The sequence below is a fragment of the Pseudomonas frederiksbergensis genome (genome assembly GCF_003732705.1).
Classification (GTDB): Bacteria; Pseudomonadota; Gammaproteobacteria; order Pseudomonadales; family Pseudomonadaceae; genus Aquipseudomonas; species Aquipseudomonas frederiksbergensis_F.
The window spans coordinates 158,229-170,714 of sequence record NZ_MOBR01000006.1; the positions used below are offsets into that span (position 1 = coordinate 158,229).

General features: G+C 59.8%; 12 protein-coding genes. 9 read left to right on the forward strand and 3 right to left on the reverse strand.

Annotated elements, in window-relative coordinates; all coding sequences use genetic code 11:
* The first annotated feature begins 4 nt into the window (after window positions 1-4).
* Complete coding sequence (purT, locus tag BK667_RS05520) at window positions 5-1,186, forward strand: formate-dependent phosphoribosylglycinamide formyltransferase (RefSeq protein WP_123507907.1); 1,182 nt, start codon at window positions 5-7, stop codon at window positions 1,184-1,186.
* Window positions 1,187-1,306: 120 nt separating this feature from the next.
* Here the strand turns inward: purT and BK667_RS05525 are convergent, their stop codons facing one another.
* The 3 genes from BK667_RS05525 to BK667_RS05535 form a co-directional block, all read right to left on the reverse strand.
* Window positions 1,307-2,623, reverse strand: coding sequence for an MFS transporter (locus BK667_RS05525; protein WP_123597019.1), 1,317 nt, complete (start codon window positions 2,621-2,623; stop codon window positions 1,307-1,309).
* Window positions 2,624-2,960: 337 nt separating this feature from the next.
* Window positions 2,961-4,202: an HlyC/CorC family transporter gene (locus BK667_RS05530; protein ID WP_123597020.1), complete on the reverse strand. Its 1,242-nt coding sequence runs from the start codon at window positions 4,200-4,202 to the stop codon at window positions 2,961-2,963.
* A gap of 12 nt (window positions 4,203-4,214) precedes the next feature.
* On the reverse strand, window positions 4,215-5,027 hold the full coding sequence (locus BK667_RS05535) for a cytochrome C assembly family protein (protein ID WP_123507911.1): 813 nt from the start codon (window positions 5,025-5,027) through the stop codon (window positions 4,215-4,217).
* 210 nt (window positions 5,028-5,237) lie between these two features.
* Here BK667_RS05535 and ffh point away from each other — a divergent pair, with 210 nt between their 5' ends.
* From ffh to BK667_RS05585, 8 genes are all read left to right on the forward strand, one after another.
* Window positions 5,238-6,614 (forward strand): signal recognition particle protein, encoded by a 1,377-nt coding sequence (gene ffh, locus BK667_RS05540; protein WP_123597021.1) that lies wholly within the window; start codon window positions 5,238-5,240, stop codon window positions 6,612-6,614.
* 250 nt (window positions 6,615-6,864) lie between these two features.
* Window positions 6,865-7,116 (forward strand): 30S ribosomal protein S16, encoded by a 252-nt coding sequence (gene rpsP / locus BK667_RS05545; protein WP_010463010.1) that lies wholly within the window; start codon window positions 6,865-6,867, stop codon window positions 7,114-7,116.
* Window positions 7,117-7,121: 5 nt separating this feature from the next.
* On the forward strand, window positions 7,122-7,658 hold the full coding sequence (gene rimM, locus BK667_RS05550; RefSeq protein ID WP_010463008.1) for a ribosome maturation factor RimM: 537 nt from the start codon (window positions 7,122-7,124) through the stop codon (window positions 7,656-7,658).
* A complete protein-coding gene (gene trmD, locus BK667_RS05555; protein ID WP_173860472.1) occupies window positions 7,640-8,413 on the forward strand; it encodes a tRNA (guanosine(37)-N1)-methyltransferase TrmD in 774 nt (257 codons plus the stop codon). Before rimM ends, trmD begins: the two co-directional genes overlap by 19 nt.
* 45 nt (window positions 8,414-8,458) lie before the next feature.
* Window positions 8,459-8,809 (forward strand): 50S ribosomal protein L19, encoded by a 351-nt coding sequence (rplS, locus tag BK667_RS05560; RefSeq protein ID WP_063322826.1) that lies wholly within the window; start codon window positions 8,459-8,461, stop codon window positions 8,807-8,809.
* Window positions 8,810-9,074: 265 nt separating this feature from the next.
* On the forward strand, window positions 9,075-9,971 hold the full coding sequence (gene xerD, locus BK667_RS05570; protein ID WP_123405600.1) for a site-specific tyrosine recombinase XerD: 897 nt from the start codon (window positions 9,075-9,077) through the stop codon (window positions 9,969-9,971).
* Window positions 9,972-10,228: 257 nt separating this feature from the next.
* The gene (gene dsbC / locus BK667_RS05580; protein WP_123507915.1) at window positions 10,229-10,960 is read left to right on the forward strand and encodes a bifunctional protein-disulfide isomerase/oxidoreductase DsbC; all 732 of its coding nucleotides are present in this window, start codon (window positions 10,229-10,231) and stop codon (window positions 10,958-10,960) included.
* A 131-nt stretch (window positions 10,961-11,091) separates the two neighbouring features.
* Window positions 11,092-12,396, forward strand: coding sequence for a homoserine dehydrogenase (locus BK667_RS05585; protein ID WP_123406326.1), 1,305 nt, complete (start codon window positions 11,092-11,094; stop codon window positions 12,394-12,396).
* Window positions 12,397-12,486 lie beyond the last annotated feature (90 nt).

Sequence of the window (12,486 nt, forward strand, 5' to 3'; positions counted from 1 at the left end):
TCAGATGACCCGTATCGGAACTCCATTGTCGCCAACCGCGACCCGCGTAATGCTGTGTGGCTGCGGCGAGTTGGGCAAGGAAGTGGTGATCGAGCTGCAACGCCTGGGCGTTGAAGTGATCGCCGTGGATCGCTACGCCAACGCGCCGGCCATGCAAGTCGCCCATCGCAGCCATGTGATCAACATGCTCGACGGCGCGGCCCTGCGTGCCGTGATCGAAGCCGAGAAACCGCACTTCATCGTGCCGGAAATCGAAGCCATCGCCACCGCGACCCTGGTGGAACTGGAAGCCGAAGGCTTCACCGTGATCCCGACCGCCCGCGCCACGCAGCTGACCATGAACCGTGAAGGCATCCGGCGCCTGGCCGCTGAAGAGCTGGACCTGCCGACCTCGCCGTATCACTTTGCCGACACCTTCGAGGACTACAGCAAAGCCGTTGAAGACCTGGGCTTCCCATGCGTGGTCAAACCGGTCATGAGTTCTTCGGGCAAAGGCCAGAGTCTGCTGCGTAGCGAAGCTGACGTGAAAACCGCGTGGGATTACGCCCAGGAAGGCGGACGTGCCGGTAAAGGTCGGGTGATCATCGAAGGCTTCATTGACTTCGACTACGAAATCACCCTGCTGACCGTGCGCCACATTGGCGGCACCACGTTCTGCGCGCCGGTCGGTCACCGTCAGGAGAAGGGCGATTATCAGGAATCCTGGCAGCCACAAGCCATGAGCCCGATTGCCCTGGCTGAATCCGAGCGCGTCGCCAAAGCCGTGACCGAAGCCCTGGGTGGCCGTGGTCTGTTTGGTGTCGAGTTGTTCATCAAGGGTGATCAAGTGTGGTTCAGCGAAGTCTCGCCGCGCCCGCATGACACTGGCCTGGTGACCCTGATTTCCCAGGACCTGTCGCAGTTCGCGCTGCACGCACGGGCGATCCTGGGCCTGCCGATTCCGTTGATCCGTCAGTTCGGGCCATCGGCGTCGGCGGTGATCCTGGTGGAAGGGCAGTCGACCCAGACCGCTTTCGCCAACCTGGGTGCTGCGTTGAGCGAACCGGACACGGCGTTGCGTCTGTTCGGCAAGCCTGAAGTGAACGGCCAGCGCCGGATGGGCGTGGCGTTGGCGCGGGATGAGTCGATTGAAGCGGCTCGGGCTAAAGCGACCCGCGCTTCTCAGGCTGTTGTAGTCGAGTTGTAAGGCTACAAAGATCGTTCCCACGCTCTGCGTGGGAATGCCTCAACGGACGCTCCGCGTCCGCTTTTGGGACGCGGAGCGTCCCTGGCTGCATTCCCACGCGGAGCATGGGAACGATCCTTGTCAGGCCACCCGATTCAAATCGTTATGCCGTGTCTCTTTCAGGCACAGCACCGCAATCAAACTCAGCACCGCCGCCCCCGACACATACCCGCCGACATAACTCAAACCCCCCATCGCCACCAGTTTCTGCGCAAAGAACGGCGCCGCCGAGGCCCCGACAATGCCGCCCAGGTTGTAGGCTGCCGACGCTCCGGTATACCGCACATGGGTCGGAAACAGCTCCGGCAGCAATGCGCCCATCGGTGCAAACGTCACGCCCATCAGAAACAGTTCGATGCACAAGAACAGCGCCACACCCCAGGTCGTGCCATGGGTCAGCAGCGGTTCCATCAAGAAGCCGGACAAAATTGCCAGCACGCCACCGATGATCAGCACCGGTTTGCGCCCGTAACGGTCACTGGCCCAAGCCGACAAAGGCGTGGCCGCAGCCATGAACAGCACCGCAAAACACAGCAGGGCGAGGAAGGTTTCGCGGGTGTAGCCGAGGGTCGACACCCCGTAGCTCAGGGAAAATACGGTCGAGATGTAGAACAGCGCGTAGCAGACCACCATCGATCCGGCACCCAGCAACATCGGCGCCCAGTACTGGCTGAACAACTCGACCAGTGGAATCTTCACCCGCTCCTGGCGCGCCATGGCATTGGCGAACACCGGGGTTTCGTGGAGTTTGAGGCGCACGTACAGGCCAACCATCACCAGCACCGCGCTCAGCAAGAACGGAATGCGCCAGCCCCACGAGCGGAACTGGTCGTCGTTCAGGGTCATGGCCAGGGTCAGGAACAACCCGTTGGCGGCCAGGAAGCCAATCGAAGGGCCGAGTTGCGGGAACATGCCGAACCAGGCGCGTTTGCCCTTCGGCGCATTCTCCGTCGCCAGCAACGCCGCCCCGCCCCATTCGCCGCCCAATCCCAAGCCTTGGCCGAAACGCAGCACGCACAGCAGGATCGGCGCCCAGGCCCCGATGCTGTCGTAACCTGGCAGCACGCCAATCAGCGTGGTGCACACGCCCATCAGCAGCAGGGACGCGACCAGGGTCGATTTGCGCCCGATACGGTCACCGAAGTGGCCAAACAGCGCCGAACCCAGTGGGCGCGCAAGGAAAGCGATGCCGAAGGTGAGAAACGCCGAGAGCATCTGGGCGGTGCCGGAGGTCTGCGGGAAGAACACTGGCCCGATCACCAGTGCAGCCGCAGTGGCATAGACGTAGAAATCGTAGAACTCGATGGCGGTGCCGATAAAACTCGCGGTGGCCACTCGCGTGGCGGAGTTTGTCGGTTGGGCAGGCGTGGTGTCGCTGTAAGCGGTGCTGGTCGTCATGCGGTGATCCCTGACAGTCATGCTCCAGTGGAGCGAATTATTATGGTCGAACACCCAGGGATGTGGGTTTAACGCAGCGTGCGGGTAGCACTGGGGTAGGGCGGGGCTTGGGTAAGCGGCTCGATTATAGGAAGGCGGCTAACGATCAAACAAGGGGGCAAGGGGTGGTGGTGGCTTTTGTGGCGAGGGGGTTTACCCCCGTTCGGCTGCGAAGCAGTCGTAAAGTCGACGGACGCGGTGCATCAGATTAAACACGGTTGCAGGTTTTGGCACTGCTTCGCAGCGCAACGGGGGTAAACCCCCTCGCCACAAAAGCTCCTTTCCACAAGGGGCCGTGTCAGATTTTGGCGAGGGCCGGCACCGAACTGGTATGCCAGACCATCACCCGCGTTACCCGGTTATCCTCGGTTTCGAGAATCTCCAGTCGATAACGCCCGATCTTCAGGCAAACCGCGCTTTCCGGAATGGTTTCCAGCGCTTCGGTCACCAAGCCGTTGAGGGTTTTCGGGCCATCGCTGGGCAAGTGCCAGCCCAGGCTCTTGTTCAGGTCGCGAATCGATGCCGCGCCATCGATCACCAATCGGCCGTCGGCCTGTGGGTGGATGTGCGGGTTGTCCAGGCTGTGTTCGCTCTCGAACTCGCCGACGATTTCTTCGAGGATATCTTCCAGGGTGACGATGCCGAGCACTTCGCCGTACTCGTCCACCACCATGCCCAAACGTCGCTGTTGCTTGTGGAAGTTCAGCAATTGCAGCTGCAGCGGCGTGCTTTCCGGCACGAAATACGGTTCGTGGCAGGCCGCCAGCAACGCTTCGACGGTCAGGTTGGAGTCCGGCAATAGATGGCGGATCTGCCGGGTATTGAGCACCGCTTCGACCTGGTTGATGTCGCTGTGGAACACCGGCAGGCGCGTGCGCCGGTTGTTGCGCAGCTGCTGCGTGATTTCTTCGAGAGAATCATCGAGGTTGATCCCGTCGACGTCACTGCGCGGCACCAGGATGTCGTTGACCGTGATGTTGTCCAGCGCATGAATGCCCGACAGCGCGTGCGGGCGGGAGGGCGCGTGTTCGTGTTCATCGTGGCGATCCGCCGGCGCTTCGTCTTCGCTTTGCTGCACCACTTTGGCTTTGCGGCCGAACGGACGCATCAGCAATTGACTGACGCCGTTGAGCAGCCACGCGGCGGGGTAGATGATTTTCAGCGGCGCGCCGAGCAGAGTATTGCCCAGGTTGAGGATGGCGTCCGGATAGCGCACGGCGAGGGTGCGCGGCAGGTAGTCGGCAAACACCAGCAGGATCACGCCGGCGCCGACACACGCTGCCCATGGACCGTTTTCCGCCCAGGTGAAAATCGCCAGCAAGGTGCTGATGACCATCACCAGCGCGCGGCACAGGGTGTTACAGAGGATCAGGCTGTTCAGCGGAAAGCTCAGCTTCGCCAGGGGCTTGTCGCTCGCCCGTGAGGCGGTACGTTGGGCCAGCAGGTGCTGCTGCGCGACTTCGATGGCGGTAAACAGCCCCGACCACAAAATCAGCAGGGCGATCACTGCGAGCATCGGCCCTATGGGCAAGTCGTCCATTATTGCCGCCCGTCAGATGTGCAGAATGTATTCACGGACCAGCTTGCTGCCGAAATAGGCCAGCATCAGCAGGCAGAAACCGGCGAGGGTCCAGCGGATCGCCTTGTGTCCGCGCCAGCCAAGGCGATTACGGCCCCACAGCAACACGCTGAACACGATCCAGGCCAGGCAGGCCAGCAACGTCTTGTGCACCAGATGCTGGGCAAACAGGTTGTCGACGAACAGCCACCCGGAGATCAACGACAGCGACAGCAGGGTCCAACCGGCCCAAAGGAAACCGAACAGCAGGCTTTCCATGGTTTGCAGCGGCGGGAAGTTCTTGATCAGCCCGGACGGGTGCTTGTGCTTGAGCTGGTGATCTTGCACCAACAGCAGCAACGCCTGGAACACCGCGATGGTGAACATGCCGTAGGCCAGGATCGACAAAAGAATGTGAGCGAGGATGCCTGGCTCTTCGTCGATGATCTGCACCGTACCGGCGGGAGCGAACTGTGCCAGCAGGACCGTTGCCAGCCCTAGCGGGAACAGCAAGACCAGCAAATTCTCTACCGGGATCCGCGAGCAGGCCAGGAGGGTCAGGGCGATGACCGCAGCGGCAATCAGGCTGGCAGCGCTGAAGAAGTCCAGGCCCAGGCCAATCGGCGTCAGCAGATGGGTAAACAGGCTGGCACTGTGAGCCAGCACGGCCAGTACGCCGAGCGTGACCAGCAGGCGCTTGTTCGCCTTGGCACCGGAGGCCAGGCGAGTGCCTTGATAGAGAGTCGCAGCGGCATATAAGCAGGCGGCGGCGAGGGTGGTTAGCAAACTGGGTGACAAGGGGAGCATAAATCCTGTTAGGCAAGCCCGAAAGGCGCTGAGTTTGGCATAGAACCCACATGGCACGAAAGACCATAGAACCTGACAGCGAGGTGTCCGCCAGACGCAGTCTTCGCTATAATCCGCGACCTGCCCACGCCGCAGGCTCGCCGAGCACATGTTTATTCCGGTCTGGGCCGCCATTATCCCGGTCTACACAGGGCCTGAAAGGATCGCGCAATGTTTGAAAACTTAACCGACCGTCTCTCGCAGACGCTGCGCCATGTCACCGGCAAGGCCAAGCTGACCGAGGACAACATCAAAGACACCCTGCGTGAAGTGCGCATGGCGTTGCTCGAAGCCGACGTCGCCCTGCCGGTGGTCAAGGACTTCGTCAATTCGGTCAAGGAACGCGCCGTCGGCACCGAGGTGTCGCGCAGCCTGACGCCGGGCCAGGCCTTCGTGAAGATCGTCCAGGCCGAACTCGAAAGCCTGATGGGCGCGGCCAACGAAGACCTGAACCTGAGCGCCGTTCCACCTGCCGTCGTGCTGATGGCCGGTTTGCAGGGCGCCGGTAAAACCACCACCGCCGGTAAACTTGCGCGCTTCCTTAAAGAGCGCAAGAAGAAGACGGTCATGGTTGTGTCCGCCGACGTTTACCGTCCGGCGGCAATCAAGCAACTGGAAATGCTGGCGAGTGAAGTGGGCGTTACCTTCTTCCCGTCCGATCTGAGCCAGAAACCGGTCGACATCGCGCAAGCGGCTATTAAAGAAGCCCGGCTGAAATTCATCGACGTGGTCATCGTCGATACCGCCGGTCGTCTGCACATCGACGAAGAGATGATGGGCGAGATCAAGGCGTTGCATGCCGCGATCAACCCGGTCGAAACCCTGTTCGTGGTTGACGCCATGACCGGCCAGGACGCCGCCAACACGGCCAAGGCCTTCGGTGATGCGCTGCCGCTGACCGGTGTGATCCTGACCAAGGTCGACGGCGACGCCCGTGGCGGTGCCGCCCTGTCGGTGCGCGCCATCACCGGCAAGCCAATCAAGTTCATCGGTATGGGCGAGAAGAGCGAAGCGCTCGAACCGTTCCACCCTGAGCGTATTGCTTCGCGCATCCTCGGCATGGGCGACGTGCTCAGCCTGATCGAGCAGGCCGAACAGACCCTCGACAAGGACAAGGCCGACAAACTGGCCAAGAAGCTGAAGAAGGGCAAGGGCTTCGACCTCGAAGACTTCCGCGATCAGCTGCAACAGATGAAGAACATGGGCGGCCTCGGCGGCCTCATGGACAAACTGCCGAACATCGGCGGTGTGAACCTGGCGCAAATGGGCAATGCCCAGGGCGCGGCAGAGAAGCAATTCAAGCAGATGGAAGCCATCATCAATTCCATGACCCCGGCCGAGCGCCGCGACCCTGAGCTGATCAGCGGTTCGCGCAAACGTCGGATCGCCATGGGTTCCGGCACCCAGGTGCAGGACATCGGTCGCTTGATCAAGCAACACAAGCAGATGCAGAAGATGATGAAGAAATTCTCCGCAAAAGGCGGAATGGCCAAAATGATGCGCGGCATGGGCGGTATGTTGCCTGGCGGCGGCATGCCGAAAATGTAAAGAATCCGCGCCGGCAGCGATGTCGGCGCAGACCCACAGCGATGTGGGATCTCCAGCAAACCCGCACTTGGCGGGAGCTGACTGGCCGTTTTCAACGACGGCTCTATAGCAAATCTTGATGGCGACCGAAAGGCTGCCGGAAAAAGACATTTGCAAAAGTCCGGATATTCCTTAGAATATGCGGCCTTTCGGGCACCTATGCCCGCTGTGCCTTTAGATTTGCAGCACCGACTACAGGAACGATGTTCACATGCTAACAATCCGTCTTGCCCTTGGCGGCTCCAAAAAGCGCCCGTTTTACCACTTGACCGTAACCGACAGCCGCAACCCGCGCGACGGTTCGCACAAGGAACAGGTTGGTTTCTTCAACCCTGTTGCTCGTGGTCAAGAAGTTCGTCTGTCCGTGAACCAAGAGCGCGTAGCCTACTGGCTGAGCGTTGGTGCACAACCTTCTGAGCGTGTTGCTCAGTTGTTGAAGGATGCATCTAAGGCTGCGGCCTGAGCAATATGAACGCGACGCCTGCCATTGCTGATGATTTGATCGTTATCGGCAAGATTTATTCTGTTCACGGCGTTCGCGGCGAAGTGAAGGTTTACTCCTTTACTGATCCGACTGAAAACCTGTTGCAATACAAAACCTGGACGCTCAAGCGCGAAGGCAATGTGAAACAGGTCGAGCTGGTCAGCGGACGCGGGAACGACAAGTTCCTGGTCGCAAAGCTCAAGGGTCTTGATGATCGTGAAGAAGCTCGTCTTCTGGCCGGTTATGAGATCTGCGTGCCGCGCAACCTGTTCCCTGAATTGACCGACGGCGAGTACTACTGGTACCAGCTGGAAGGTCTGAAGGTTATTGATCAACTCGGGCAACTGCTCGGGAAAATCGATCATCTTCTGGAAACCGGCGCCAATGATGTAATGGTGGTCAAGCCTTGCGCTGGCAGCCTGGATGATCGCGAACGCCTGTTGCCCTATACGGAGCAATGCGTGTTGGCCGTCGACCTTGCCGCAGGCGAGATGAAGGTGGAATGGGATGCGGACTTCTAAGCGTGGCTAACTTGCGCGTAGAAGTGATCAGTTTGTTTCCCGAGATGTTCTCCGCCATCAGCGAGTACGGCATCACCAGTCGTGCGGTGAAACAGGGGCTGTTGCAGCTTACCTGTTGGAATCCGCGAGACTACACGACGGATCGACATCACACTGTGGACGATCGCCCATTTGGCGGTGGCCCGGGCATGGTGATGAAGATCAAGCCCCTGGAAGATGCTCTGGTTCAGGCCAAGGCAGCAGCCGGGGAGGCGGCGAAGGTAATTTACCTGTCCCCCCAAGGCCGTCAGCTGACTCAGTCGGCGGTCCGCGAGTTGGCGAATCTGGATGCATTGATCCTGATTGCCGGCCGCTATGAAGGCATTGACGAGCGTTTTATTGATGCTCACGTCGATGAAGAGTGGTCGATTGGCGACTATGTACTGTCTGGCGGCGAGCTGCCGGCGATGGTCCTGATCGATGCGGTTACACGACTGCTGCCTGGAGCTTTAGGGCATGCAGACTCCGCCGAGGAAGATTCCTTTACGGATGGTCTGCTGGATTGCCCGCACTACACCCGACCGGAGGTGTATGCGGATCAGCGTGTTCCCGACGTGTTGCTTAGTGGCAATCACGCGCATATCCGGCGTTGGCGTTTACAGCAGTCCCTTGGTAGGACCTTTGAACGACGCGCCGATCTTCTGGAAAGCCGCTCGCTTTCTGGAGAAGAGAAGAAGCTGCTCGAGGAATACATCCGCGAGCGGGACGATAGTTAACAACGTATCGATGGTAAATCCGACGATTTACCTTAGGAGCACAGCATGACTAACAAAATCATTCTTGCACTCGAAGCAGAGCAGATGACCAAAGAGATCCCTACCTTTGCCCCGGGCGACACTGTTGTCGTTCAGGTGAAAGTGAAGGAAGGCGACCGTTCGCGTCTGCAAGCGTTCGAAGGTGTTGTTATCGCCAAGCGTAACCGCGGCGTAAACAGTGCATTCACCGTTCGCAAAATCTCCAACGGTGTTGGCGTAGAGCGTACTTTCCAGACCTACAGCCCGCAAATCGACAGCATGGCCGTTAAACGTCGCGGTGACGTACGTAAAGCCAAGCTGTACTACCTGCGTGACCTGTCCGGTAAAGCAGCTCGCATCAAGGAAAAACTGGCTTAAGTCCAGCTTCCGATGCAGAAAAAAGCAGCCTTCGGGCTGCTTTTTTGTTGCCTGCGATTTACCCGATACAACCCTTACCCGTAGGAGCGAGGCTTGCCCGCGAAGACGGACTTACATTCAACATTGATGTTGGCTGATATGACGCCTTCGCGGGCAAGCCTCGCTCCTACAGGTGATCATGCCGTCACCGCAATTGCATCTGGCACTGTGAAGGCCTGTCCGGCTATGAAAGACTTGCCCTCAGTTTCCCGTGACCTGAGTCTCTATGCCCGCCATCGACCACCCCCTGATAGACCAATTCCTCGACGCGCTGTGGCTGGAAAAAGGCCTGTCCGATAACACTCGCGATGCCTATCGCAGCGATCTGGCCCTGTTCAACGGCTGGTTGCAGGAAAAAAACCTGGAGCTGATCAACGCTGGTCGTGAATTGATCCTCGACCACTTGGCCTGGCGCCTCGAACAAAACTACAAACCCCGCTCCACCGCACGATTTCTCTCCGGCGTACGTGGCTTTTATCGCTATCTGTTGCGGGAAAAACTGATCGCCGTCGATCCGACCTTGCGTGTCGACATGCCACAACTGGGTAGGCCGTTGCCCAAATCCTTGTCGGAAGCCGACGTTGAGGCGTTGCTGAATGCACCGGACTTGAGCGAAGCCATCGGCCAGCGTGACCGCGCCATGCTGGAAGTGCTGTACGCCTGCGGCCTGCGGGTGACCGAGTTGATCAGCCTGACCCTGGAGCAGGTCAACTTGCGTCAAGGTGTGTTGCGCGTGATGGGCAAGGGCAGCAAGGAGCGGCTGGTGCCGATGGGCGAGGAGGCGATTGTCTGGGTCGAGCGCTACCTGCGTGACGGCCGTGGCGAGCTGCTCGGCGGGCGGCCCAGTGACGTCATGTTCCCGAGCCAGCGCGGCGAGCAAATGACCCGCCAGACCTTCTGGCACCGCATCAAGCATCAGGCCAAGGTCGCCGGGATCGGCAAGTCGCTATCGCCGCACACCCTGCGTCACGCCTTCGCCACGCACCTGCTCAACCACGGCGCCGACCTGCGGGTAGTGCAAATGCTGCTCGGCCATAGCGACCTGTCGACCACCCAGATCTACACCCACGTCGCCCGTGCCCGCTTGCAAGACCTGCACGCCAAACACCATCCGCGCGGCTGACCGTGTCCCCCTTATGGGAGCGGGCTTGCTCGCGAATACGGTGTGTCAGTTACAGATGATATCGACTGACCCAACGCCTTCGCGAGCAACCCCGCTCCCACAGAAAAGGGGGACATCCTCGATGTCGTGCATCACCCGCATTCGGCCCCACCAGCCTTATGTGGTAGGCTTTGCCGGTTTGCACGATGGGCGATTATGACCCGGTGTTTCGGCACGGGCGTTCTGATCGTCCCATTTGTCCGCCTTCAGGAGTTCTCATGCGTCTGACCCAGATTTTCGCCGCCGCAGCCATTGCGTTGGTCAGCACCTTTGCCGTCGCCGATGATGCGGCTGACAAAGCTATTCGTAAAAGCCTGGAAAGCCTCCAGCTCGAAACCCCGATCGACAGCATCAGCGCGAGCCCGCTGGCCGGTCTGTACGAAGTCAAACTCAAAGGCAGCCGCGTGCTCTACGCCAGCGCCGACGGCCAGTACGTGATGCAGGGCTACATGTTCCAGCTCAAGGACGGCAAACCGGTCAACCTGACCGAGAAGACCGAGCGCCTGGGCGTTTCCAAACTGGTCAACGAGATTCCGGTCGCAGAAACCGTGGTCTACCCGGCCATCGGCGAAACCAAGTCGCACATCACCGTGTTCACCGACACCACCTGCCCGTACTGCCACAAGCTGCACGCCGAAGTGCCTGAGCTGAATAAGCGCGGCATCGAAGTGCGTTATGTGGCGTTCCCGCGCCAGGGCCTGGGCTCGCCGGGTGACGAACAGCTGCAAGCCGTCTGGTGCTCGAAAGACAAGAAAGCCGCGATGGACAAGATGGTCGATGGCAAGGAAATCAAGGCCGCCAAGTGCGATAACCCGGTTTCCAAGCAATTCGCCCTCGGTCAATCGATCGGTGTCAATGGTACGCCGGCCATCGTTTTGGCTGACGGTCAGGTAATTCCGGGCTACCAGCCTGCGCCACAAGTCGCCAAACTGGCATTGGGCGCGAAATAATTCGCATCGTCACGGTCAGCCTTTGACGATCATGGTCCGGCGGTCACCCGCCTGACCATTAATAGAGAGCCGCTAGCTTGCGGCTGTTTTCACGGCCGACCTTGCGTCGGCCGTTTTATGGGGAGTTCACAGTGAAACCGGTCAAAGTAGGCATCTGTGGGTTAGGGACCGTCGGTGGCGGTACCTTCAACGTACTTCAGCGCAACGCCGAGGAAATTGCTCGTCGTGCCGGGCGTGGAATCGAAGTGGCACAAATTGCCATGCGCACGCCAAAGCCTCAGTTCCAGACGACCGGTATTGCGATTACCAACGATGTGTTCGAAGTGGCCACGAACCCTGAGATCGACATCGTCATAGAGCTGATGGGCGGCTACACCGTTGCCCGCGAGCTGGTACTCAAGGCCATCGAGAATGGCAAGCATGTGGTCACCGCGAACAAGGCATTGATTGCCGTTCACGGTAATGAAATTTTCGCCAAGGCTCGCGAGAAGGGCGTGATCGTTGCGTTCGAAGCGGCCGTGGCTGGCGGCATACCGGTGATCAAGGCGATCCGTGAAGGCTTGTCCGCCAACCGTATCAACTGGGTTGCCGGCATCATCAACGGCACCGGTAACTTCATCCTCACCGAAATGCGTGAGAAGGGCCGCACCTTCGAAGACGTACTCGCCGAAGCGCAAGCCCTGGGTTACGCCGAAGCCGATCCGACCTTCGACGTTGAAGGCATCGACGCCGCTCACAAGCTGACGATCCTGGCGTCCATCGCGTTCGGCATCCCGCTGCAATTCGACAAGGCCTACACCGAAGGCATCACCAAGCTGACCACCGCTGACGTGAACTACGCCGAAGCCCTGGGCTATCGCATCAAGCACCTGGGCGTGGCGCGTAGCACCGCGGCAGGTATCGAGTTGCGCGTGCACCCGACGCTGATCCCGGCCGATCGCCTGATCGCCAACGTCAACGGCGTGATGAACGCGGTGATGGTCAACGGTGATGCTGCCGGTTCGACCCTGTTCTACGGCGCTGGCGCCGGCATGGAGCCGACCGCTTCGTCGGTGATCGCCGACCTGGTGGACGTGGTTCGCGCCATGACCTCGGACCCGGAAAACCGCGTACCGCACCTGGCCTTCCAGCCGGATTCGCTGTCGGCCCACCCGATCCTGCCGATCGAAGCCTGCGAAAGCGCGTACTACCTGCGGATCCAGGCCAAGGACCATCCAGGCGTGCTGGCCCAAGTGGCGAGCATTCTGTCGGAGCGCGGCATCAACATCGAATCGATCATGCAGAAGGAAGTCGAAGAACACGACGGCCTGGTGCCGATGATCCTGCTGACCCACCGTGTGCTGGAGCAGCACATGAACGACGCGATCACCGCCCTGGAAGCCTTGGCGGGCGTCGTCGGTCCGGTTGTGCGGATCCGTGTCGAACATCTGAATTGAATTGAAGCAGCGGCAAGTGGCAAGCTTCAAGCTGTAAGTAAAAGCCAATCTGCTTTTGTCTTGCCGCTTGTAGCTTGCAACTTGTAGCTC

What these genes read in the sequence shown, in the direction of transcription:
- purT (WP_123507907.1), top strand. Translation starts at nt 5, where the DNA reads ATGACCCGTATCGGAACTCCATTGTCGCCAACCGCGACCCGCGTAATG.
- BK667_RS05525 (WP_123597019.1), bottom strand. Translation starts at nt 2,623, where the DNA reads ATGACGACCAGCACCGCTTACAGCGACACCACGCCTGCCCAACCGACA.
- BK667_RS05530 (WP_123597020.1), bottom strand. Translation starts at nt 4,202, where the DNA reads ATGGACGACTTGCCCATAGGGCCGATGCTCGCAGTGATCGCCCTGCTG.
- BK667_RS05535 (WP_123507911.1), bottom strand. Translation starts at nt 5,027, where the DNA reads ATGCTCCCCTTGTCACCCAGTTTGCTAACCACCCTCGCCGCCGCCTGC.
- ffh (WP_123597021.1), top strand. Translation starts at nt 5,238, where the DNA reads ATGTTTGAAAACTTAACCGACCGTCTCTCGCAGACGCTGCGCCATGTC.
- rpsP (WP_010463010.1), top strand. Translation starts at nt 6,865, where the DNA reads ATGCTAACAATCCGTCTTGCCCTTGGCGGCTCCAAAAAGCGCCCGTTT.
- rimM (WP_010463008.1), top strand. Translation starts at nt 7,122, where the DNA reads ATGAACGCGACGCCTGCCATTGCTGATGATTTGATCGTTATCGGCAAG.
- trmD (WP_173860472.1), top strand. Translation starts at nt 7,640, where the DNA reads ATGGGATGCGGACTTCTAAGCGTGGCTAACTTGCGCGTAGAAGTGATC.
- rplS (WP_063322826.1), top strand. Translation starts at nt 8,459, where the DNA reads ATGACTAACAAAATCATTCTTGCACTCGAAGCAGAGCAGATGACCAAA.
- xerD (WP_123405600.1), top strand. Translation starts at nt 9,075, where the DNA reads ATGCCCGCCATCGACCACCCCCTGATAGACCAATTCCTCGACGCGCTG.
- dsbC (WP_123507915.1), top strand. Translation starts at nt 10,229, where the DNA reads ATGCGTCTGACCCAGATTTTCGCCGCCGCAGCCATTGCGTTGGTCAGC.